The sequence below is a fragment of the Armatimonadota bacterium genome, assembly GCA_031460175.1.
GTDB classification, from domain to species: domain Bacteria; phylum Sysuimicrobiota; class Sysuimicrobiia; order Sysuimicrobiales; family Sysuimicrobiaceae; genus Sysuimicrobium; species Sysuimicrobium tengchongense.
The window spans coordinates 133737-156925 of the sequence record JAVKGW010000001.1 but is presented as its reverse complement, the minus strand read 5'-3'; the positions used below and the strand labels follow the sequence as shown (position 1 = coordinate 156925).

Annotated in this window: 17 protein-coding genes and 3 tRNA genes; 16 read left to right on the top strand and 4 right to left on the bottom strand. The window is 69.9% G+C overall.

Annotation, left to right across the window (positions count from 1 at the left end):
* Positions 1-4 precede the first annotated feature (4 nt).
* Complete coding sequence (locus QN206_00765) at positions 5-2629, top strand: PAS domain S-box protein (GenBank protein MDR7613337.1); 2625 nt, start codon at positions 5-7, stop codon at positions 2627-2629.
* A 19-nt stretch (positions 2630-2648) separates the two neighbouring features.
* The gene (locus QN206_00760; protein MDR7613336.1) at positions 2649-3710 is read left to right on the top strand and encodes an isocitrate/isopropylmalate family dehydrogenase; all 1062 of its coding nucleotides are present in this window, start codon (positions 2649-2651) and stop codon (positions 3708-3710) included.
* Here the strand turns inward: QN206_00760 and QN206_00755 are convergent.
* Positions 3701-4876 (bottom strand): AI-2E family transporter, encoded by a 1176-nt coding sequence (locus QN206_00755; protein MDR7613335.1) that lies wholly within the window; start codon positions 4874-4876, stop codon positions 3701-3703. The two genes, QN206_00760 and QN206_00755, sit on opposite strands and share 10 nt — an antisense overlap.
* A gap of 57 nt (positions 4877-4933) precedes the next feature.
* Here QN206_00755 and QN206_00750 point away from each other — a divergent pair.
* From QN206_00750 to QN206_00715, 8 genes are all read left to right on the top strand, one after another.
* Positions 4934-5008, top strand: a tRNA-Asn gene (locus QN206_00750).
* A 77-nt stretch (positions 5009-5085) separates the two neighbouring features.
* The gene (locus QN206_00745) at positions 5086-6576 is read left to right on the top strand and encodes a hypothetical protein (GenBank protein MDR7613334.1); all 1491 of its coding nucleotides are present in this window, start codon (positions 5086-5088) and stop codon (positions 6574-6576) included.
* Positions 6577-6586: 10 nt separating this feature from the next.
* Positions 6587-7675 carry a type IV pilus twitching motility protein PilT gene (locus QN206_00740; protein MDR7613333.1) on the top strand — a complete coding sequence of 363 codons (1089 nt, stop codon included), beginning with the start codon at positions 6587-6589 and terminating at the stop codon, positions 7673-7675.
* 12 nt (positions 7676-7687) lie between these two features.
* The gene (locus QN206_00735) at positions 7688-8749 is read left to right on the top strand and encodes a PilT/PilU family type 4a pilus ATPase (protein MDR7613332.1); all 1062 of its coding nucleotides are present in this window, start codon (positions 7688-7690) and stop codon (positions 8747-8749) included.
* 173 nt (positions 8750-8922) lie between these two features.
* A complete protein-coding gene (locus QN206_00730; GenBank protein ID MDR7613331.1) occupies positions 8923-10299 on the top strand; it encodes an ammonium transporter in 1377 nt (458 codons plus the stop codon).
* A gap of 172 nt (positions 10300-10471) precedes the next feature.
* Entirely contained in the window at positions 10472-11911 is a 1440-nt protein-coding gene (glnA, locus tag QN206_00725) for a type I glutamate--ammonia ligase (protein ID MDR7613330.1), read from the top strand.
* A 73-nt stretch (positions 11912-11984) separates the two neighbouring features.
* Positions 11985-12548 (top strand): response regulator, encoded by a 564-nt coding sequence (locus QN206_00720; GenBank protein MDR7613329.1) that lies wholly within the window; start codon positions 11985-11987, stop codon positions 12546-12548.
* Between the two features lie 84 nt (positions 12549-12632).
* On the top strand, positions 12633-13919 hold the full coding sequence (locus QN206_00715; GenBank protein MDR7613328.1) for a hemolysin family protein: 1287 nt from the start codon (positions 12633-12635) through the stop codon (positions 13917-13919).
* Here QN206_00715 and QN206_00710 read toward each other — a convergent pair.
* Positions 13916-16612: a UPF0182 family protein gene (locus QN206_00710; GenBank protein MDR7613327.1), complete on the bottom strand. Its 2697-nt coding sequence runs from the start codon at positions 16610-16612 to the stop codon at positions 13916-13918. The genes QN206_00715 and QN206_00710 overlap by 4 nt on opposite strands.
* Before the next feature lie 161 nt (positions 16613-16773).
* On the opposite strand from QN206_00710, the gene QN206_00705 reads away from it, so the two are divergent.
* Positions 16774-17118 (top strand): metal-sulfur cluster assembly factor, encoded by a 345-nt coding sequence (locus QN206_00705; protein ID MDR7613326.1) that lies wholly within the window; start codon positions 16774-16776, stop codon positions 17116-17118.
* 6 nt (positions 17119-17124) lie between these two features.
* Positions 17125-17646, top strand: coding sequence for a hypothetical protein (locus QN206_00700; GenBank protein MDR7613325.1), 522 nt, complete (start codon positions 17125-17127; stop codon positions 17644-17646).
* Here QN206_00700 and QN206_00695 read toward each other — a convergent pair whose 3' ends face one another.
* On the bottom strand, positions 17647-19005 hold the full coding sequence (locus tag QN206_00695) for a nicotinate phosphoribosyltransferase (GenBank protein MDR7613324.1): 1359 nt from the start codon (positions 19003-19005) through the stop codon (positions 17647-17649). It lies immediately after the preceding gene.
* Between the two features lie 119 nt (positions 19006-19124).
* On the opposite strand from QN206_00695, the gene QN206_00690 reads away from it, so the two are divergent.
* The 3 genes from QN206_00690 to QN206_00680 all read left to right on the top strand — a co-directional run bounded on the left by QN206_00690 (position 19125) and on the right by QN206_00680 (position 21572).
* Complete coding sequence (locus QN206_00690; GenBank protein MDR7613323.1) at positions 19125-21380, top strand: xanthine dehydrogenase family protein molybdopterin-binding subunit; 2256 nt, start codon at positions 19125-19127, stop codon at positions 21378-21380.
* A gap of 35 nt (positions 21381-21415) precedes the next feature.
* Positions 21416-21493 (top strand) — tRNA-Asp (locus tag QN206_00685).
* A gap of 3 nt (positions 21494-21496) precedes the next feature.
* A tRNA-Phe gene (locus QN206_00680) sits at positions 21497-21572 on the top strand.
* Positions 21573-21679: 107 nt separating this feature from the next.
* Here QN206_00680 and QN206_00675 read toward each other — a convergent pair.
* Positions 21680-21862 carry a helix-turn-helix domain-containing protein gene (locus QN206_00675; GenBank protein MDR7613322.1) on the bottom strand — a complete coding sequence of 61 codons (183 nt, stop codon included), beginning with the start codon at positions 21860-21862 and terminating at the stop codon, positions 21680-21682.
* A 310-nt stretch (positions 21863-22172) separates the two neighbouring features.
* Between QN206_00675 and QN206_00670 the strand changes: the two genes are divergently transcribed.
* Complete coding sequence (locus QN206_00670; protein ID MDR7613321.1) at positions 22173-23168, top strand: site-specific integrase; 996 nt, start codon at positions 22173-22175, stop codon at positions 23166-23168.
* Positions 23169-23189: the final 21 nt, after the last annotated feature.

The following is a 23189-nucleotide window of genomic DNA, read 5'->3' as shown; positions in this document are numbered from 1 at the left end:
GGGCATGCTCTGGAAGAAGCCCGGTCCGCAGCGGCGCGCAGAGGAGCTCCGCGATCAGCTGGACCTCCTGTGGGATCTCGTGCCCGTCCCCCTCCTGCACGTGGGAGCCGACGGGAGGATCCTGCGGGCGAACGAGGCGGCCGGCCGACTGGTGGGCCTCCGCGCCTCTTCCCTGGTGGGGTTTTCGCTCCGGGACCTCCTGGAGCGGAGTTCCGACTCCCTGCGGTTCCTCCGGGCTCTCCCTCCCCTGTACACCCGCGGGGGGCGCCTCCGTCTCCGCCGGGTGAGCGGGGAGGTGGTGGAGGTGGAGGCCCGGGGGAGGAGAGCGGCGGACGGCTCCGCGTACCTGGCCTTCTCGGAGCCCCCGGGGATCCATGGGCGACCCCCGGTGGAGTGGATCCGGGGCGCCATCACGGACCTGCCCGTGGCGGTCGGGGTCTACGATCCCGAGGGCAACGCGGTGGTCACCAATCCTGCCTGGCAGCGGCTGTTTGGCATTCCTCCGGAGGAGGCCGGGCACCTGCTGCGCGATAGCCCGGTCTTCAACCCCGGGGATCGGCCTCTCCTGGAGGCGGCCCTGCGGGGGCACGTGGTGCGCCTTCCCCCCCGGGAATGGACCCCTCCCGACGGGAGCGCTCCCCGGGTGGTGGAGATGGTCCTGGCCCCTCTTCGGGATCCCCGGGGGACCTTGCACCACATCGCCGCCTTCGCCCACGACGTCACCGGCCGTTGGCGGATCGAGGAGAGCCTGCGGGAGTCCGAGGCCCGGTATCGGGTTCTCATCGAGGGATCTCCGGACGCCATGTTCTTGCTGGAGGACGGGCTGTTCCGGTTCGTGAACCGCTCCTTTGTTCACCTCTTCGGCGTCTCCTCCGTGGAGGCGGTGCACCGGATAGGGCTGCTGGCCCTGTGCGTGGAGGAGGATCGGCCCCGGGTGGCCGAGTACCTCGCGGATCGCCTGGCGCAGAGGGGGCGCGAGGAGGCGGTGGTGTTTCGGGGCAGACGGTCGGACGGGAGCGTGATCACGTGTGAGCTGCGGGCGAATCGGGTCCTCTTGGAGGGAAAGCCCGTCCTGATGGGGATCCTCCGGGACATCACCCATGAGCGCCACATGGAGCAGGCCCTCCGGTTCCAGGCGGAACTTCTGGAGTGCGTGCACGACGCCATCATCGCCACGGACTGGGAGGGGCGTATCCTGTACTGCAACCGGGCCTGCGAGGCGCTGTACGCGTGGCGGGCGGAGGAGGTGGTGGGCCGCCGACTCCAGGACCTGCTCCGGCCGGAGGGACGTTCCTTCGATCTCGACCGCATCCGGGCCGTCCTCCAGCGGGCGGGACGGTGGCGGGGGGAGCTGCAGCACCGTCGGGAGGACGGGCACCTCGTGTGGCTCTCGGCCACCCTGTCCGTGAACCGGAACGAGGCCGGGGAGGCGGTGGGGATCGTGGGCGTGTACCGGGACGTGACGGAGCAGAAGCGCCTGGAAGAGCAACTGATCCAGGCCCAGAAGATGGAGAGCCTGGGAACGCTGGCGGGCGGGATCGCCCACGACTTCAACAACATCCTGGGGTCCATCGTCGGCTACCTCGGCCTCATCAAGGAGGATCTCCCCGCGGAGGCCACCCTCCGCCAGTACTTCGAGGTGGTGGAGCGCAGCGCCCTCCGGGCCAGCGAGCTCACCCGGCAGCTGTTGGGATTCGCCCGCCGGGGGAAGTTCACGGTCCAGCGGGTGCAGCTCAGGACCCTGTGCGAGGAGGTGCTGAACCTGTTCCGGAGCACCCTCCACGAGCGGATCGAGGTGCGGACCCGCTTCCCGGAGGACTTGCCCGAGGTGGAGGGGGATCCCGCGCAGTTGCAGCAGGTGGTCCTGAACCTGTGCATGAACGCCAAGGACGCCATGCCCCAGGGCGGGGTCCTGACCCTGGAGCTCGGGGAGGCCCTCGCGGACGATCCCACCTCCCAGGGGCCTCCGGACCTCCGGCGCTACGTGGTCCTCACCGTCCGGGACACCGGGGTGGGCATGGACGATTACGTGAAGAGCCGGGTCTTCGAGCCCTTCTTCACCACCAAGGAGCCCGGGAAGGGCACGGGGCTCGGCATGGCCATGGTCTACGGGATCGTGCGCAACCACGGCGGGTTCGTGGACCTTCAGAGCGAGGTGGGCAAGGGGACCACGGTCCAGGTGTACCTGCCCGTGCCGGTGGAATCGCAACCTCAACCCGAGGAGGAGGCAGCAACGGGCGTGGCGGAAGGATCCGGAGAACTCATCCTCGTGGTGGACGACGAGGAGCCCCTGTGCAACCTGCTCCGGGAGGTCCTCACCCGCCGGGGCTATCGGGTGCTGGTGGCTCGCAGCGGCGAGGAGGCCGTTGACCTCTACCAGCAGTGGCGGGACGAGGTGGACCTCGTGATCCTGGACATGGTCATGCCCGGGATGAGCGGGGCGGAGGCCTTCGAGGCCATCCTCCGCCTCAACCCCAAGGCCCGGGTGCTCCTCAGCAGCGGCTACACCCAGGAAGGGGCGGCGGGGGAACTCCTGCGAAAGGGAGCTCGGGGCTTCCTGCAGAAGCCCTACCTCATCACGGAGCTCACCGCTAAGGTGCGGGAGGCCCTGGAGCCGAAGGACGGGTGAATCCGGGCCGGAGGGATCCTTGCCCACCCTCGTGGTGCTGCACGGGGACCAAACAGGAGAGGAGCTTCTGCTTCAGGCCCTCCGGGTGCTTGCCCCGGAGGTCATCGGCCTGGAGCTGGAGCTCCTGCACTTTGATCTGAGCCTGGAGAGCCGGCGGGCCAGCCGGAACCGCGTGGTCTACGAGGCCGCGGAAGCCCTCAAAACGTACGGCGTGGGCCTGAAGGCGGCCACCATCACCCCGGAGGGACCTGGGGACGTGGGGAGCCCCAACGCCCTCCTCCGGGAGGCCATCGGAGCGCAGGTCATCCTCCGCACGGGCCGACGGATCCCCGGGGTCCGCCCCGTGACGGGGGTGATGAATCCCATCAGCGTGGTGCGCATGGCGGTGGAGGACGCCTACGGGGCCCGGGAGTGGCGGGAGGGAGGTGGGCTCGAGGAGGTGGCTTACCGCACGAGTCGGATCACCCGCCGGACCTGCCGGGTCGTGGCGGAGTTCAGTTTCCGGCATGCCCGCCGCATTCGGGGCAAGGTGTTCGGAGGTCCCAAGTACACCGTCAGCCCCGTCTACGAGGGGATGCTGAAGGAGGAGCTGGATGCGGCCGCTTCCCGCCACCCGGACGTCCCCTACGAGCCGCAACTCATCGACGCGGTCTACGCCCTCCTCCTGCAGCCCAGCGAGGAAGCCCTCGTCATCCCCGCCCTCAACCGAGACGGCGACACCTTATCGGACCTCGTGCTCCAGATGTTCGGGAGCATCGCGGGCGCCGAATCGCTCGTGCTGGCCCTCGATGAGTCGTTCGAGCCCCGGGTGGTGCTCGCGGAGGCCCCGCACGGGACCGCCCCGAGGCTGTATGGCAAGAACATCGCGAACCCCATGGCCATGATCCTGGCCGCGGCCGCGGCCCTCGGTTATCTCCCGGACCCCCGGGCCGGACAGGCCTCCCGCGCCGTCTACGAGGCCACCTTTGAGACGGTGCAGGCCGGCGTGCGCACCCCGGACCTGGGCGGAGCCGCCACCACCACGGAGTTCACCGAGGAGGTCATCCGCCGGGTCGAGCAGGGACGACGGGCTCAGGGATAGAGCTCTCCCCCTCCCTCAGCCGCGGGGGCCTCCGGAGCCTCCCTGGATCTCCCGGAGGCCTGGGGGCCCCGCGCGCTTCGGGGGGCGGGGGTCTCGGGCGGGAGGTAGGCTTCAGACCGCGCGTGAGGGAGGGCCGCGGGCACCAGCTCCCCGAAGATCACCTGGAGGGCCGCCGCCACGGGAATGGAGAGGAGGACGCCCACGATCCCCATGAGGGCCCCGCCGACGAGCACCGCGAAGATGGCGAGAATAGGCGAGAGCCCGACCGCCCGGCTCATCACGCGGGGCACGAGGAAGTTCTGCTCGATCTGCTGGGCCAGGACGTAGAGGACGATCACCGCCACCAGCTTCCACGTGGGTTGGAACAGGGCCACGATCACCGCGGGAACGGCCCCCAAAAACGGCCCCACCACCGGGATGAGCTCCGTGAGCCCTGCCACCAGGCCCAGGAGGAACGGGTAGGGGATCCCGATGAGGATGAGCCCCACGGTGTCGATGGCGAAGATGGAGAGGGCCAACACGAAGGTGCCCCGGAGCCACCCGCTGAACTTCTGGGCGATGCGGTCCAGGACCAGGTCCACGAGCGGCCTCCGCTCCACGGGCCAGAGGCGCAAAAACCCCCGCTTCAGCCGGGGCCCCTCGATGAGCATATAGATCACGATCACGAGGACCGTGGTCACGGTGAACAGCCCGCTCACGAACCGACCGAAGACCTGGGCCGCGGTGCCGAAGTACCGGGAGAAGTTCTGCACCTCCTCCGGGAGCCGGCTCAGCCACCGGCTCACGTCGGGCATCCAGGGAAACCGCGCGCGGAGCTGGGTGAACCACCGCTCCGTCTCCTGGACGTACTCCGGGAGATGCGCCACCAGGGCGCTGAATTGCTGCACCACGGGCGTGAGGAGGATGGTGAGCACGAGCACCAGGGCCGCGAGGATGAGCACCACCACGAGGAAGAGGGCAAGCCCCCTGCCGAGCGTTCGGCCACCCGGAAGCCGGATCCGCTCCAGGGCCCCCACCGTGGGCGCGAGGCCCGCGGCCAGGATGGCGGAGATGAGGAAGAGCACCAGGATGTCCGCGAGGCGCACCGCCAGCCACAGCACCCCATAGGTGGTGGCCACCACCAGGGTGACGATGAGGGCATGGACCGCGACCTCGGTTCGCTGCATGTGGCCCCTTTGACAGGATACGGGATTCCGGCCTATGATCCTCGTGGCAGTTTGCGTTCCGCGGTAGCTCAACGGTAGAGCGCCCGGCTGTTAACCGGGGGGTTGCAGGTTCGAGTCCTGCCCGCGGAGCCACCTCCTCCGGCCCCCCAGGACGGCACGGATCTTGCTTATCCCCGGACCCGAAGGGCTGCCCGGGAAAGGAATCCGGAATGCGCACCCGACTCGGCGAGATCCTCCTGCAGGCCAACCTCGTCACCCCGGAGCAGCTGGAGGAGGCCGTGCGCCTCCAACGGCAGACGGGGCTGCGGATCGGTGCGGCCCTCATCCAGTTGGGGTATGCCTCGGAGGACGACGTGGCGTGGGCGCTGGCGACCCAGCTGCAGATCCCCTACGTCCACGCTTCCCCGGAGATGGTGGACCCCGCGGCCGTCCAGCTCCTGCCCCCTCACCTGATGGAGCGGTTCGAGGTCTTTCCCCTCCTCGTCTCCGGGGACGAGCTGACCCTGGTGATGGGGGACCCCACGGATGCGGAGGCCATCGCGGAGGTGGAGCGTGCCACGGGGCTGCGGGTCCTCCCCGCGGTGGACCTCTCCAGCAACGTCCGCCGGCTCATCCGGTCCTTCGCCCGGGGCCGCAGATCCCGGGGAGGGCCGGAGCTCGCGGAGATCCGGTTTCACCTCAGCGCGGCCGCGCAGGCTGGGGCCCACGAGGTCTACTTCGAGCCGTCCGGGGCTGGGGTCCGGGTCCGGTACCGTACCGTGGCGGGATTGGTGGAGAGCCGGGGCCCGCGGGTGGACCCCGGGGTCCTCGCCCGGCTCGCGGAGGATCCCGATCTCCTTCGCTTCCGGATCTCCCTCGCGGACCACGCGGTGACCGCCGTCCTCCGATCCCTCCAGGCGACCGGCGGTCACGCGCTGGTGGGGGTCCTGGAACCCGAAGCCGTCCCTACCCTGGCCGCCCTGGGTCTGGACCCTGCGATCCGCGACGGCATCGAGGAGATCCTGCGGGGCGGCGGGCTCCTGGTGGTGGGGTCCCCGGACGGCCTCTTCCGCCGCCGGCTCCTGCGGGCGCTGGCCCAGCAGGCCGCCCGGAACCCCGGTACCCGGACCGTAGCCGCGGGCCTGTGGCCTCCCGAGCCGATCAAGGGGGTCCTGGCGGTGGAGTCCCTCGAAGCCCTCTCGGAGACCTATGCGGAGTACCTGATCGCGGACGCGGGTCTGGACCTGGAGACCGCGGGCCAGCTGTGCCGGGCCCTGAGGCCGGGCTGTACCCTCGTGCTGGGCCTCCCGTACCTGCGGGTGAGCTGGGCCCTGGAGGGGTTGCTCTCCGCGGGCCGCCTCCTCCTGGAGCGGTTCCTCGCGGGCGCGCTGTGCGGGATGCCTGTCCCGGCTCTCTGCGGCTGCGCCGAGGTCCACGGGTTCCCGCCGGAGTGGCCCGGGGCATCCCCTCCGGGCCGGTGGGCCTCCGCGGTGGGATGCGAGCGGTGCCGGAACACGGGATACGAAGGGCAGGTCCCCATCTACGAGTGGTACCGGGCCGGCCCGGGCCTTGCCGAGGTGCTCCGGGCCCCGACCCACGCGATCCCGGACCTTCTGGCCCCCGCCCTCTCCCCCTCCCTCGAGGCCTGCGCCCGGGCCGCGGTGGAGCACCTGCGGGCAGAACCCCAGGCGGTGGCGCCCCTCGTGCAAGCCCGTGCGTGAGGAGGAGACCGTGGACATCACAGATCTTCTGGTGCTCGCCCGGGAACGGGACGCCTCCGACCTCCATCTCACGGTGGGAAGCCCCCCTCGACTCCGACTGCGGGGGGAGCTGGTGGACGTGGAGGGATGGCCGCCCATCACCCGGGAAGAACTCCACGCCATGCTCTACGACATCCTCACGGACGCGCAGAAGGCCCAGTTCGAGGAGCACCTGGATCTGGACTTCGCCCTTGAGCTGCAGAGCCTCGGCCGGTTCCGGGTGAACATCTTCCACCAGCGCACGGGCGAGGGGGCGGCCTTCCGCGTGATCCCCTCCCGGATCCGGTCCCTGGAGGAGCTCGGCCTCCCTCCGGTGCTGCGGGAGCTCGCCCTGCGGGAGCACGGCCTCATCCTCGTCACCGGCCCCGCGGGATCCGGGAAGAGCACCACCCTGGCGGCCATGGTGGACCTCATCAACGCGACCCGCCGGGTCCACATCATCACCATCGAGGATCCCATCGAGTTCGTTCACCCGCACAGGAAGGCCCTCATCAACCAGCGGGAGGTGGGCGTGCACGCGAAGTCCTTCAGCGCGGCCCTGAGGGCCGCGCTGCGGGAGGATCCGGACGTGATCCTGGTGGGCGAGATGCGGGACCTGGAGACCATCGCCCTGGCCCTCACCGCGGCGGAGACCGGGCACCTGGTGCTGGCCACCCTGCACACCAGCAGCGCGGCCCAGACCATCCACCGGATCATCGACGTCTTCCCCAGCCACCAGCAGGAGCAGATTCGGGTGCAGCTGGCGGAGACCCTGGTGGCGGTCGTCGCCCAGGTCCTCCTGCCCACCGCGGACGGCCTCGGTCGAGTTCCCGCGGTGGAGGTGATGGTGGCGACCCCTGCGGTCCGGAACCTCATCCGGGAGAGCAAGGTGCACCAGATCCCCTCCGTGATCCAGACGGGGCTCCGGGAGGGGATGCAGAGCATGGACCAGAGCCTGCGGCACTTGGTGAAGACGGGGAAGGTCACGCCCGAAGTGGCCGTGCGGTGGGCTACGGAAAAGCAGGCCTTCGCCCGGCCGGGCCTCGGCGCGGCCCCTCCTGCCCAGAGCGCCTGGAAGTAGCGGGAGGTGGCCATGCACGTGCACGACCTCCTCCGGGAGATGGTGGAGCGGGACGCCAGCGACCTCTACGTGAAGGTGGGCTCCCCGCCCACCTTCCGGGTCCACGGGGAGCTCCAGCCGGGGCCCTGGGAGCGGGTGACCCCGGAGGTGAGCCGGACGCTTGCGGATCAGCTGCTGGATGACGAGCAGCGCCGGCAGCTCCGCACGGAGCAGAACGTGGACCTGGCCTACAGCTTCCCCGGCGTGGGACGGTTCCGGGTGAACGTCTACCAGCAGCGGGGTTCCATCGCCCTCGTGGCGCGCCGGGTGCGCACGGACATCCCCTCCTTTGAGCAGCTGGGACTTCCGGAGATCCTCGCGGATCTGGTCATGCGGCCGAGGGGACTCGTGTTCGTCACGGGTCCTACGGGCTCCGGGAAGACCACCACCCTCGCGGCCATGATCGATTACCGGAACACCCACGCCTCCGGCCACATCATCACCGTCGAGGATCCCATCGAGTTCCTCCACCCCGACAAGCGCAGCCTCGTGAGTCAGCGGGAGGTCGCCACGGACACCCCCAGCTTCCACCACGCCCTGCGGGGAGCCCTGCGCCAGGCCCCGGACGTCCTCCTCATCGGCGAGATGCGGGACCGGGAATCCGCGGATGCCGCCCTCTACTTCGCGGAGACCGGCCACCTGGTGCTCAGCACCCTGCACTCCATCAACGCCTCTCAGACCCTGGAGCGCCTGCTGGCCTTCTTCCCCGCGGATCACGTCCAGGAGGTCCTGCACCGCCTCTCCCTCACCCTGGAAGGCATCGTCAGCCAGCGCCTGGTGCCCCGGTCGGACGGGCAGGGCCGGGTGGTGGCGGTGGAAGTCCTGGTGGCCACGCCCCGCATCCGGGAGCTCATCCGGCGCGGGGACCTCGCGGGGATCAAGGCGGCCATCCAGGCGGGAGGGGGAGAGGGGATGCAGACCTTCGATCAGGCCCTCTACGATCTCTACCGGAAGGGGCTCATCTCCCTGGAGGATGCCCTCCGGGCCGCGGACTCCCCCAACGACCTGCGCCTGCGGATTCGGGGTCTGGCATAGGCCCCGGAAAAATTTTTGCCGGAAATTCCCAAGAAGATGGTTGACAAGGACCCGGCCAGGTGATAGACAGACCCTAGACAGTTTCACAGGAATTTGTCCGTGGGCCGGGACGCCCACACCGATCGGTGTGGGCGTCCCTCTTTTTCATCCCGGTTCGGGGCAGGAGGCGTTCGATGCGAAGGGTTCTGCCCGTACTCCTCGTACTCCTGGTGCTCTGCGTGGCTGCACCCGGGTGGAGCGCAGACCCCAGCGGGGCACAGACCATCAAGCAGAAGCCGGAAGCGGCGGTGAACTTCGCCTGGACCCTCATCGCGGCGTTCCTCGTGTTCTTCATGCAGGCGGGATTCGCCCTCCTGGGGGCCGGGCTCATCCGATCCAAGAACACGGTGAACTACCTCACGAAGAGCTACATGGACTTCAGCATCGCCGCCCTCTCCTACTGGGCCTTCGGGTTCGCTCTCATGTTCGGTGGAAGCCAGCTCAGCAGCGGATTGGAGCACGGGAACGCGTGGATCGGGCTCTCCGGGTTCTTCCTGAGCGGGGCCGCCTACGACGTGACCACCATCCTCTACTGGTTCTTCCAGATGGTCTTCGCGGCCACCGCGGCCACCATCGTGGCGGGCGCGGTGGCGGAGCGGACGAAGATCACCGCCTACCTGGCCTACAGCTTCATCGTCTCCGCGGTGATCTACCCCATCTACGGGCACTGGGTGTGGGGCGGGGGGTGGCTGGCGAACCTGCCCTTCGGGGTGGGGGCCCGCGACTTCGCGGGCTCCGGGGTGGTCCACGCGGTCGGGGGGCTGCTGGGGCTCGTGGGCGCCGCCATGGTGGGCCCCCGCCTGGGCAAGTACAACCCGGACGGCACCCCGAACCCCATCCCCGGCCACAACATGACCTATGTGGTGATCGGGACCTTCATCCTGTTCTTCGGGTGGTTCGGATTCAACCCCGGCAGCACCCTGGCCGCCACGGACCTGCGCATCTCCGTCATCGCGGTGAACACCTTCCTGGCGGGGGCCGCGGGCGCGGTGGTGGCCCTGTACGCGAGCCTCGTACGCACGGGCAAGGCGGACATCGCCATGGCGTGCAACGGGGCCCTGGCGGGCCTGGTGGGGATCACCGCGCCGTGCGCGTACGTGGCCCCCTGGGCGGCGGTGGTGATCGGAGCCATCGCGGCCCTCGTGATGATGTGGAGTCTGGGGTTCGTGGAGCGGACCCTGAAGGTGGACGATCCCGTGGGCGCGGTTTCCGTGCACGCGGCCGGAGGGCTGTGGGGACTGTTGGCCGTGGGGATCTTCGCGGACGGCACGTACGGGGGCGTACGGGGCCTCATCGTGGGGGAGGTAGGGCAGCTCGTGGCCCAGCTCATCAGCATGGGGGTGGTGACCGCCTGGTCGCTGATCACGGGATACATCATGTTCGCTCTGATCCGCAGCACCATTGGCCTGAGGGCCTCGCGGGAGGAGGAGCTCCAGGGGCTGGACCTGCCGGAGCACGGCACGCCCGCATACGTCCTCGAGCCTACCCCGGTGCCCGCGGGCGGAGCGTGAAATCCAAGGAACGGGAGGGAACGCGATGGAAGCATGGCTCGCCCTGGGAACCTTCATCGCCCTGTTCTGCGCCTGGGTGGTTTTCCCCAGCCGCATCCTCCGGGGCCGCCGATCCACGGAGGAGGACGGTTAGCATCCGAACCCCAGCAGGCCACGGAAGGAGGGAGGCAACATGACGGGAAAGACGGCGCAGGATGTGCTGAGGCTGGTCAAGGAGAAGAACATCCAGATGGTGGATCTCCGGTTCACGGACGTGCCCGGGGTGTGGCAGCACGCCACCATCCCCGCCTCCGCCCTGGACGAGTCCACCTTCAAGAAGGGGATCGGGTTTGACGGCAGCAGCATCCGGGGCTTCCAGGCCATCCAGGAGAGCGACATGCTGCTCCTTCCGGATCCGGCGACCGCCTTCGTGGATCCCTTCCTGGAAGTCCCGACCCTGGTGATGATCTGTGACGTGGTGGATCCGGAGACCCGGGCTCCCTACAGCCGCGACCCCCGGTACGTGGCCAAGAAGGCGGAGGCCTACCTCAAGGAGACGGGCATCGCGGATGTGAGCTACTGGGGACCCGAGATCGAGTTCTTCATCTTCGACCACGTCACGTATGAGGTGCTGCCCCATCGCATGGGCTACTGCATCGACAGCCGGGAAGGGATCTGGAACACGGGGAACGACAACGGGAAGAACCTGGGCTACAAGATCCGTCCGAAGGAGGGCTACTTCCCGGCCCCGCCCAGCGACACCTTCCAGGACATCCGCAGCGAGGCGGCCCTGATCCTGGAGCAGATCGGGATCCCGGTGGAGATGCACCACCACGAGGTGGCCACCGCGGGCCAGGCGGAGATCGACATGGAGCGGGACACCCTGGTCCGGATGGCCGACAAGGTGATGATCTACAAGTACGTGATGCGCAACGTGGCCCGCCGACACGGATGCACCGTCACCTTTATGCCCAAACCCCTCTTCGGCGACAACGGCAGCGGCATGCACACCCACCAGAGCCTGTGGAAGGACGGCCGCAACCTCTTCTACGCAGAAGGAAAATACGCGGAGCTGAGCGACCTCGCCCTCCACTACATCGCCGGGCTGCTCACGCACGTGGACGCCATCCTGGCCTTCACGAGCCCCACCACGAACTCCTACAAGCGCCTGGTGCCCCACTACGAGGCGCCCGTGAACGTGGCCTTCAGCAAGCGGAACCGCAGCGCCTGCGTGCGCATCCCCATGTACTACACGGGCCCGGAGGCCGCGGCGAGCAAGCGCATCGAGTTCCGGCCTCCGGACCCCAGCTGCAATCCCTACCTGGCGTTCGCGGCCATGCTCATGGCGGGGGTGGACGGGATCCGGCGCAAGCTCGATGCCTCCCCCTTCGGTCCCCTGGACGTGAACACCTACGAGCTCCCGCCGGAGGAGGCGGCCCGGGTGAAGAGCGTGCCCGGTTCCCTCGGAGAGGTCCTCAGCGCCCTGGAGGCGGACCACGAGTTCCTCCTGGAGGGGGACGTGTTCACCCGGGACCTCATCGAGACCTGGATCGGCTACAAGCGGGAGAAGGAGCTCCACGAGGTGAGCATCCGGCCGCATCCGTACGAGTTCTACCTGTACTTCGACGTGTAACCGCGGCGCCCGCGCACACGGGCCAGGACGCCCCCGGCCAACGCCGGGGGCGTCTTTCGTTCGGGAGGTGCGTATGCGGATCCTCATCGCGGACGACGAACCCCTCATCCGGATGGGCGTGCGGCGCATCCTGCTGGACGCGGGACACGAGGTGGTGGGGGAGGCGGCTTCGGGCCGCGAGGTCCTGGAGCTGGTGGACCGGCTGCGGCCTGACCTCCTGGTGCTCGACATCCGCATGGAGCCCACGGACGGCATCGAGGTGGCCCGACAGGTTCGGGACCGGGTGCCGGTGGTCTTCCTCACCGCTTACGGTGACCGGGAGCTGCTGGCGGCGGCCGAGGCGGTCGGCGCCTACGCGTACATCACCAAGCCCCTGGTGGAGTCGGAGCTGCGGGCGGCGGTGGCCCTGAGTTACCAGCGGTTCCAGGAGGTGCGGAAGGCCCGGGAGGCCCTGGAGACCCGGAAGCTGGTGGAGCGGGCGAAGGGCATCCTGATGAAGCGGCTGGGCCTTGACGAGGAGGAAGCGTACCGCCTCCTGCAGCGGCGGGCCCGCAACCAGCGCAGGACCATGCGGGAGGTGGCCCAGGCCATCCTGGACTCCGACGCCCTGATCTCAGAGCGCCGCCCGCCCCGGTAACCGCCCGGTCCAAGAGGGCTCTGCCCTGCCGGTCCTGCCCGTGCAGCAGGGAGGAATCCGGAAGGGGGCGAACCTCAACCCCGGATGGCGTGGCTGGAGGAAGCCCTCGTCGTCCTCCTGCTGCTTCTGGCCAACGCGGCCTTCGCCGCGTTGGAGACGGCGGTGATCACGGCCCGCACCGCCCGCCTGGAGCGTCGACGGAGGGCGGGGGATCCGCGGGCGGAGGCGGCCCTGTACCTGATCCGCCACCGGGACCGGTTCCTGGCCGCGGTCCAGGTCGGGATCACCCTGGTGGGAACCTTGGCCTCCGCGTACTCGGGCGCCCGCATCGCGGAGCCCCTCGCCGCAGGCCTCCGGCGCTGGTCCCCCCTCGCCCCCTACGCGGATCCGCTGGCCCTGGGCCTCGTGGTGGTGCTCCTCACCTTCCTGTTCCTGGTGGTGGGGGAGCTCGCACCCAAGCGGGTGAGCCTGGCGCGGGCGGAGGAGGTGGCCGTGGCCCTCGCGCCCGCCATGCAGGGCTTCACGCGCCTCGTGGCGCCCGCGGTGGGGCTGCTGACCGCGGCCACGAACGCGGTGCTGTGGCTCCTGCGGCAGACCCGGGAAAGCGCCCCCCGCATGACCCTGGAGGACTTCGGCGCCCTGGTGGAAGAGAGCGCGCGCACGGGCCTCCTCCGGGAGAGCGCGGCCAAGGTCCTCTCAGGGGTGGTCCGGGTGACGAACCGGAGGCTCGTAGAGATCATGACCCCCCGTACGGAACTGGTGGGCCTCCCCACGCACGCGACCTTGGAGGAGGTGCTGCGCACCATCCGCGCTTCCACCTACTCCCGCTTCCCCGTCTACGACCGGGATCTCGACCACATCGTGGGGGTCCTGTACGCCCGGGATCTCGTGGGGTGTTCCGGGACGGAGGACTGGCGGAAGATGGTCCGGAGCGTGCCGAGCCTCCCGGAGACCGTGCGGGTCCTGGACGCCCTCCGGGTGCTCCAGGAGCACCGGGCCCACGCGGCGGTGGTGCTGGACGAGTACGGGGGGACGGCGGGGTGGGTGACCCTGGAGGACATCCTCGAGGAGATCGTGGGGGAGATCCCCTCGGAGTACGGGGAGGAGGAGCCGGAGATCGTGGTGCGGGAGGACGGGTCGCTTTTGGTGGACGGCCGCACGCCCCTCCACCAGCTCCTCTCCCGTCTGGGTCTGGAAGAGGAAGCCGTGGACACCGGAGAGGCCACCACTGCGGCGGGGCTCGTCCTGCACCTCATGGGCCGCATCCCCTCCGTGGGGGAGAAGGTGCGTTTCGGGGCGTACGAGATCGAGGTGGTGGACCTGGACGGCCGGCGCATTGACAAGCTGCTGGTGCGTCTGAGGACTTCCTAAGGCCGTAGCCGCCGGTGGAGCTCCCGCAGGAGACGGCCCACGGCCTCCATCTCCCGCTGGTATCCCCCGAGATCCCCCGACCGCAGCAGCCGCTGGGCCCGCTCGTAGTGCTCCAGCGCCTGCCCGACCAGCTCCGCGGATCGGGCGTCCAGGTCCGCCGGGGATCCCGCGGGGCGCTCTGCCGCGGCCCGGGTCCCGAATATCCGGCTCAGGGCCGCCTCCAGGGTCTCCTCCATGGCGATGCGGGGCCCGTGGGCCACGATCACCCGCTTGAGCTCGGGAAGCTGGCTCGTCTCCGACCGCAAGAAGATGGGCTCCACGTACAGGATGGAGTCCTCGATGGGGATCACCAGGAGATTCCCCCGGATCACCCGGGAGCCCTGCTGGTTCCACAGGGTGAGCTGGGCGCTGATCTGCGGGTCCTGGTCGATGCGGGATTCCACCTGCATGGGCCCGAACACCACCCGCTCCTTGGGGAAGAGGAACACTCGCAGCTCCCCCCGATGGGGAGGATCGTTTCGGGCCGCGAGCCAGGCCACCATGTTCTCCCGACGCTGGGCGGTCATGGGGAGGATGAGGGCGAACTCGGGTCCGGGCTCTCCCTGAAGCCGCAGGGTCACGTAGTACGGCTCCATGGGCTGCTGCTGCCCCGCGAAGATCTCCGTGGGCCAGGACCACGCGTCCTCCCGGTTGTAGAACACCCGGGGATCCCGCATGTGGTAGGTCGCGTACACCTGGGCTTGCAGCGCGAAGAGGTCCACGGGATACCGGAGGTGCTCCCGGAGCTCCGGAGGGAGGCGGTCTGCGGGCTGGAAGAGGCCCGGAAAGATGCGGGCCCACGTGCGGATGAGGGGATCCGCGGGATCCACCATGTAGAAGTCCGTGGTGCCGTGGTACGCGTCCACCACCACCTTCACCGCGTTGCGGATGTAGTTGATGCCCTCCACGGGCTGCGCGTACGGGTACCGGTTGCTGGTGGTGTAGGCGTCCAGAATCCAGAACAGGCGCCCGTTGGCGATCACGAGGTAGGGGTCCCTGTCGTATCGGAGGAAGGGTGCGAGCCGCCGCGCCCGCTCCAGGACCGTGCGGGCGAACAGCACCCGGCTCTCTGAGGTGATGTCCGTGGAGAGGAGGATGCGGAGGTTCCCGAACCGGGTGGCGAAGGCCAGCCGCCGCAGGGGGTGCGAGAGGGGAATCCCGCCCCGCCCCTGGTACCGGGTGGTGACGTTCTCCTCCCCTCGGGGGTAGTCGAACTCCGGGACCCGGGTCCGCACAATCACGTACTGGTGGGTGAGCTCCCCGAAGTAGATCTCGGGCCGGGTGATGCGGAGCTCCTCAAACTGCGCCTGCGGGGGGAGGTCCCGGATCCAGAACTCCGGCAGCCCCTCCGCGGAAGCCCGGTTCACGGGGCTTGCCACCGCCCCGTACCCGTGGGTGTAGACCAGGTGCTCGTTCACCCAGGTCCGGGCCTGCGGCGGGAGGCGGGAGAGGTCCAGCTCCCGGGCCGCCAGCATGAGCTGGCGCGCTCGACCCCCGATCCGGTAGCGGTCGATGTCCACGTCGTGGAAGGTGTAGTAGGCCCGCAGGGCCTGCAGCTGCCGGTAGGTCTCCAGGAGGGGCCGGTAGTCCCAGAGCCGCACGTTCTCCAGGGTGTCCCGGTTCCGCCCAAGGGCCTCCGGGGGGAGTTGCCCCGCGGCGGGAAAGACCTGCGTCCGCACCCCCTCCAGCCCGAAGGCGGCCCGGGTGGCCCGGATGTGGTGGGCGAGGTAGGGGGTCTCGCGGGTGAGCTCGCTCGGGGCCACCACCAGCTGCTGCACGAGCCCGGGCAACAGCCCCACGCCCACGAACCACGCCAGGATCTGGACGGCCACCACGCCCGCGGCGAACCGCACCGTGCGCAGCCACGCGTTCGCGAACAGCAGCCCTGAGGCCACCAGGGAGAGGTAGAAGAGGGCGTTCAGGGCGGGGAGGCGCGCGTGCAGGTCCGCGTACGTCATCCCGAAGAACAGGCCCCGCTGAGAGGTCAGCAACTCCAGGGCATCGAGCCGGAAGCCCACGGCCCGGACCAGGAAAAGCAGCGCCAGAAGCACGGAGAGGTGGGCCCGGGCTCCGGGCGGGAGGGCCCAGACCCCGCGGATCGCGAGGGTCGCGGTGTCCAGCAGGTACCCTGCGGTCACCCCCACCAGGGTGAAGAGCAGCCATCCCCACGTCAGGTCCACCAGGAACCGCCAGAAGGGCAGCCGCAAGAGGTAGGTGGAGAGGTCGAGCCCGAAGATGGGGTCCCGCGCGCCCGCAGGCTGCGCGTGCAGGAACTGCTGGAGGGCCAACCACTGGCCCGTGTTCGCCAGGGCCGCGAGGAAGGCGATCCCCGCGCACGTCCCGAGGAGGGCGCGCCGGGGCCACGGGGAGGGCGCCCGGGGGCGGAAACGGCCGCCGTCCCGGTACAGCTCGAGGATCTCCGGGCGGGTCCACCGGCGCAGGAAGGGCCGCGCGTTGAGGGAGAGGAGGGCGAACACGAAGGCGAAAACGAACCCTCCCACCAGGAGTCTGGACAGGAAGGGGATCCAGAACACCCGGGGATATCCGAGCTCCAAAAACCACAGCCACTCCGTGTACCAGTAGGCCAGGGCCGGCCACAGGACGACGCCCAGGAGGAGCAGGAGCGCGAGCAGCAGCCGCGGGAGGATGCTCACCGGGCGCCTCCCGCGGTCCCTGAGGGCTTCGCCTTCGGGGCCAAGGCCAGCTCAGCGTGAGGAGGGCGATCCCCGCACGGCATGCTCTTCCTCCACGTCCCCTCCATCCTAGCATCTCCCCACCCAGGGCCTGTCGGGTTTGTGTATGATGGGCGGGGGCGATGGACCCCAGTTCTGGGACCGGGGAGATGACCATGCCGAGTCGGGAGGAGATCATCGAGGTCCTCAAGACCTGCTACGACCCGGAGATCCCGGTGAACATCTGGGATCTGGGGCTCATCTACGACATCCAGCAGCAGGACGGCCGGATCTACATCCAGATGACCCTCACGGCCCTGGGCTGCCCCATCGGGCCCATCCTGGCGGAGGAGATCCGCGCGAAGCTGCTGGAGCTCCCGGGGGTGGAGGACGTGGAGGTGGAGATCGTCTTCTCGCCCCCGTGGACGCCCGAACGTCTCACGGAGGAAGGGCGACTCGTGCTGCAGAGCATGGGCTTCCCCGTATAGGTCCGTATGCCGGCACGCGACGGAAAGCAGGCGACCCGGAAGGCGGCCCCGCGTCCCGCTTCGCGGAGGGCGTTCGACCGGCTGTGGCCCTGGGTGTTCGGAGGCGTGGTGGTCCTGGGCGTGGCGGTGGTGGCGTACGGGATCCGGTCCCGGCCCAACTATCCCCGGGCCGGGGCCCACTGGCACGCGCCCTACGCGGTGGAGATCTGCGGGAGACGGCTCCCGCCGTTCCCCCCCAGCCCCGGCAACACCCACACCCACGGGGACGGGGTCATCCACGTGCACCCGGAAAGCAACGAGGAGGGGCGGCAGGCCACCCTGCGCACCTTCCTCCTCTCCGTGGGGGTTCTGGTGCGGGAACACGCCCTCACGCTCCCGGACGGCCGGACCTACCGGGACGGTGACCGGTGCCCGGATGGCAGGCCGGGGCGGTGGTCCGTGCTCGTGAACGGCAGGCGGCTGGAGGGCTGGCAGGAGTACTACCCCCAGGACGGAGACCGGATCCGATTCGTGTTCGGGCCGGAGTAACTAGAAGGCGGCACCCGCCATCGCCTGGAGCACGGCCTCCAGCTGCGGGCTGAGACGGACGGGATAGCGCCCGCCGTCCAACCGGCGGAGCTCGTCGGGGAGCATCCGGAAACGCTCGCCGCAGCGTCGGCGGGCGTCCTCCAGGCTCTCCCGGTGGATCCGGCGGCCCCCCCGCATGACCTCCACGAGGAGCGGCTCCGCCCCGGGCGGCGGGGGATCGTCCGCGAGGGCGATGATGTCCTCCTGCATCCGCCCTTCCCGGTACACCCGCCACACCTGCTTGCGGCCCGGGAGCGTGACCTTGCCCGTGCTGCGCTTGATGCGGTATCCCGCGGTGTCTTCCACCAGCTTGTAGACCCCGCCCAGGGCCGGCGCGTCGTAGGAGACCCCCATCTCCGTCCCCACCCCAAAGGCATCGATGGGGGCTCCCGCCTCCAGCAGGGCCGCGATCTTGTCCTCGTTGAGGTCGCCGCTCGCGAGGATCTGCACCTCCGGGAACCCGGCACTGTCCAGGATGGCCCGTACCTCCCGGCTCAGCGTCGCCAGGTCCCCGCTGTCGATCCGCACGCCCCGCAGCCGGTATCCCCGCTCCCGCAGCTCCCGGGCCACCACCACCGCGTTGCGGGCTCCCTGCAGGGTGTCGTAGGTGTCGATGAGCAGGATGCACCGGTCCGGGAACTGTCGGGCGTAGGCGCGGAAGGCTTCCAGCTCGTCCTCGAAGGACATGACGTAGCTGTGGGCCATGGTCCCGTACACGGGGATGCCGTAGAGCATGCCGGCCAGCACGTTGCTGGTGCCGGCGCAGCCCGCGAGGTAGCTGCTGCGGGCCACCTTCAGGGCCGCGTCCGTCCCGTGGTCCCGACGGGGAGAGAAGTCGATGACGGGACGGCCCCGGGCCGCCAGCACCACCCGGGCGGCCTTCGTGGCGATCAGGGACTGGAGGTTGATCTGGTTGAGGAGGAAGGTCTCCACGATCTGCCCCTCGATGCGGGGCGCGGTGATCTGCAGCACGGGCTCCGGCGGGAAGAAGACCTCGCCCTCGGGGATGGCCCGCACGTCTCCCGTGAACCGGAAGTCCCGCAGGTAACGGAGGAAGCCCTCGTCGAAGAGCCCAAGACCGCGCAGGTAAGCAATTCCCTCCTCCGGGAACCGCAGCCGTTCCAGGTAATCCAGCGCGGTGTCCAGTCCCGCGCTCACCAGGAACCCCCGGCGGGGCGGGAGGTTGCGCACGAAGAGGTCGAAGGTGGCGGGCTCGTTGCGGCCCTCCCGGAAGTAGCTCTGGGCCATGGTGAGCTCGTAGAGGTCCACCAGCAGCGCCATGTTCTGCTCGGTGACGAATTCCATCGCCTGGTCCTCCATCCCGCCCTCCGGGTCCGCTCCCCGTCCACTAGGATACGCGCTCCCAGACCGAGCGGAGCCTCCCCGTTCCTGATCAGGAAGCGGTACCCTAGTAGGGCAATCCTGCGAGGAGGACGGAGATGTGGGTGGGACGTCGGATCCCGCTTCTGGACGGACGGGAAAAGGTTTCCGGACGCCTCCGGTTTGCCGCGGACCTAGCGATTCCGGGTCTCCTGCACGCCCGGCTGGTGCCGAGCCCGGTGGCCCATGGCCGCATCCGGGGCATTGACGCGGACCGGGCCCTGGCGCTCCCGGGCGTGGTGGCGGTGCTCACCGCCCGGGATCTTCCCTGGTTCCGGCAACTCCCGGACAACCACGCCGCGGGCCTGCTGGCCCGGGAGCGGGTGGTGTACGCAGGGCAGCCCGTGGCCGTGGTCCTCGCGGAGCGGGAATCCGCGGCGGTGGACGCCGCGGCCCGGGTGGGTGTGGAGGTGGAACCACTTCCCGCGGTGGTGGATCCGCTGGAAGCTCTGGCGGAGGATGCGCCCCCGGTCTGGCCGGAGGGAATCCCGGGGCTGCGGACGGACGCGGGAGCCCACGCGGCGGGGGCGGAGGAAGCCGCGGCGGAAGCCCAGAGGTCTTCCCCCAACGTGGCCGCCCGGGTCCGATTCGCCCGGGGCGATGTGGCAAGCGGGTTTGCGGAGGCGGATCTGGTCCTGGAGTTCACGTACCGCACCTCCTCCGTCCACCAGGGGTACCTGGAGCCCCACGCCACGGTGGCGGCCCTGGACCCCTCCGGGGAGACCCTCGTCCTCTGGACCGGAACCCAGAGCCCCTTCGGGGTCCGACAGGAGGTGGCGCGGTTTCTGGGTTGGCCCGAGCACCGGGTGCGGGTGGTGCCCATGCCCGTGGGCGGCGGGTTCGGCGGGAAGTTCCTCCTCCTGGAGCCCCTGGCGGCGGCCCTGGCGCTCCATACCCGGAGGCCCGTGCGGATCGTGCTCACCCGCCAGGAGGAGTTCCTCCTGAGCAACCCGGTGCACGGGGCGGTCCTCACCCTGAGGACGGGGGTGCGCCGGGATGGGACCCTCACGGCCTTAAGGGCCCGGCTCGTGTTCGACGCGGGTGCCTTCCCGGGTTCTCCCGCCCGGATCGCGGCCTTCCTGCTGGGCAGCGTGTACCGGTTCCCGAACCTGGAGATCGAGGCGCTTGAAGTCCTCACCCACAAGCCGGGAAGTGGGGCATACCGGGCGCCCGGGTCGCCCCAGGCGGCCTTCGCCCTGGAATCCCAGATGGACGAGTTGAGGCGGCGGCTCGGGCTGGATCCCCTCGAGTTCCGCCTGCGAAACATCCTGCGGGAAGGAGACCCGCTCCCCGACGGCCGGCGCTATCCCCGAATCGGGCTTCACGCGTGCCTGGAGGCGATCCGGGAACATCCCCTCTGGGGGGAGGGACGGAGGGGCCCGGGGGAGGGCCTGGGGCTCGCGGTGGGCGGGTGGCCCGGAGGGTTGGAACCCGCGGCCGCCGCGTGCTCCGTGGACCGGGACGGGACCGTGCGGGTGCACGTGGGCGCGGTGGACCTGCAGGGAACCCACACGGCCCTGGGCCAGGTGGTGGCCGAGGTCCTGGGGGTTCCGCCGGAGCGGGTCCGGATCATCCAGGGAGACACGGACCACGCGCCGTACGCGGGCGCGAGCGCGGGCAGCAAGGTGATCTACACCGTGGGGCGGGCGGTGCACCGTGCCGCGGAGGAGGCCCGGGCCCAAATCCTGCGCATGGCCGCTCAGGTCCTGGAAGCTGCGATGGAGGATCTCGAACTGCAGGACGGGTACGTCTTCGTACGGGGCGTTCCCGAGGCGCGGATAAGCCTCGCGGAGCTGGCGGGACTCTCGCAGCGGTTCGGCGGGCGGTTCGAGCCCATCTGGGCGGTGGGGAGCTCCGCGCAGACGGAGCAGGCCCCCGCGTTCGCCGCGGAGCTCCTTCGGGTGCGGGTGGATCGGGAGACGGGGGAGGTGCAGGTCTTGGATGCCGTGCTCGCACAGGACGTGGGCCGCGCCATCAACCCGCTGCTCGTGGAGGGTCAGGTCTACGGCGGGATGGCGCAGGGCCTGGGGTGGGGGCTGTGGGAGGCCCTCTCCTACGACCGCAGCGGGATTCCCCGCACGACCTCGTTCCTGGACTACGCGCTTCCCAGGGCGACCAAGGTTCCTCCGATGCAGGGGGTGCTGGTGGAGGTTCCCAGCCCAAACGGACCGTTCGGGGCCCGGGGCGTGGGCGAGCCGCCCGTGGTGCCCGGCGCCGGAGCCGTGGCGAACGCGATCCGGGACGCGGTGGGATCGCGCGTGACGGAGCTCCCCATCACCCCGGAGCGGGTGCTACGGGCCCTGCGGAGCCTTTGACTTCTCCGGGCGGAGTTCGTAGACTACGGAATGGCGGGGGCGTGGTGTAGCCTGGTCAACACACCGGCCTGTCACGCCGGAGATCGCGGGTTCAAATCCCGTCGTCCCCGCCATATGCCTGGGTAGCTCAGGTGGTAGAGCAGGGGACTGAAAATCCCCGTGTCGGGGGTTCGACTCCCTCCCCAGGCACCAGCGGGAACCCAGGCAGCACAGGGGTTTCAGCCCGCGCGGGAGGTGATGCAGGAAGGGGCAAGGTTGGGCTGTGCAGCCAATATGCAGCCAATTGCGGGGTGGCACCCCTACCCGGCAGGCTGCCTGCCCCTAGCCCGCTCCTCAATGAACCTGAGCAATTCTGCTTCCGGGATCCGCCAGCCCGCCCGGCCCCGGAGGGGCACGCCCCGGAGCAGGCCGCCGCGCAACCACCGGCGGACCGACTCCTCGGTCACCCGGAGCCTGCGGGCTACCTCGCGCACGGTCAGCATCCGGTCCACACCCCAATGGTAGTGCCCAGGTGGGCATTGTCGCAACTATTGACTTCGTGACGCACTGTGGCGTACTATGAGGCATGGAGCAGATGAACGAGGGGTGGGAGACGTGGAGCGCGCTGCTGATCTGTCCGGCACCAACGGTGCCGCTGCGGGACGTCCGAGGCGCAGGCGGCGGGGAGAGGGCGCTCTCTACAGGCGGCGCGTCGGGGGGCGGACTGTGTGGGTCGCGGCCCTGAGCGCCGGGTGGACACCGAGCGGCAAGCGGAGGCGGGTCTACTTGTACGGCCGCAGCGCTAGGGAGGCGATGGAGAAGGCTGCCCGCGTACGGCTCCAGATGGCGTCCGGTCCCCTTCCTGAGCCTGGCAGGCTCAGCGTGGCCAAGTTCGCACAGCAGTGGTTGTCCGACGTGGTGTCGGTCAGCACCAGGCCGAGCACCTTGGCGTTCTACGAGTCGCGCGTCCGCAACCACATCGTCCCGGTCATCGGAGGAGTACAGATCGCAAAACTCTCCCCGATCCACGTGCAAGCGGTGCTGGCGGAGATGGAGCGGCGCGGTGCGAGCCGCAGCCATCAGCGCGGTGTCCTGCGCACCCTGCACCGGATGCTGGAGCAGGCGGTGACTTGGGGCTTCCTGCCACGGAATCCCTGTGATCTAGTGCCTAAACCCAAGGCAACCCAGAGGGAGATGTGCGCCCTTACACCGGAGCAGGCTGCCCGCTTCCTACAGGCCGCGCGCCAGGACCGATACTACGCACTGTTCGCCGTGCTGCTGGGGTGCGGCTTGCGCCTAGGCGAGGCCCTGGCCCTGACCTGGCCGGACGTGGACCTCGAGGGAGGCAAGATCACGGTCCGCCGGCAGGTCACATGGGTTAAGGGAAGGCCTGTGTGGACGGAGCCGAAGACCACCGCCGGGCGGCGGGTGGTGGACATGCCCAGGTTCGTGGTGGAGGCCCTGCGGGGGCATCAGGAGCGGCAGCGGGCTGAGGGGTGGTTGCTGAACGACCAGCTCCTGGTCTTCACCGATGAGGCCGGAGGCCCCGTGCGGCCCGAGAACCTGAGACGGCGCAACTTCGCCCGCGTGCTGCGCGCCGCAGGCCTCCCGCGGATGCGGTTGCATGACCTCCGGCACAGCTACGCGACCCTCAGCCTGAAGGCCGGTGTCCACCCACGGGTGGTCCAGCAGCAGCTCGGGCACTCCACCGTCACGACCACCATGGAGACCTACAGCCACGTGCTGCCGGGCCTGGGGCGGGAGGCGGCGGAAAGGCTGGACCGCGTAGTACGGGAGTCCGGGGCATGAGCCAGCCGCGGGCACCGAGGG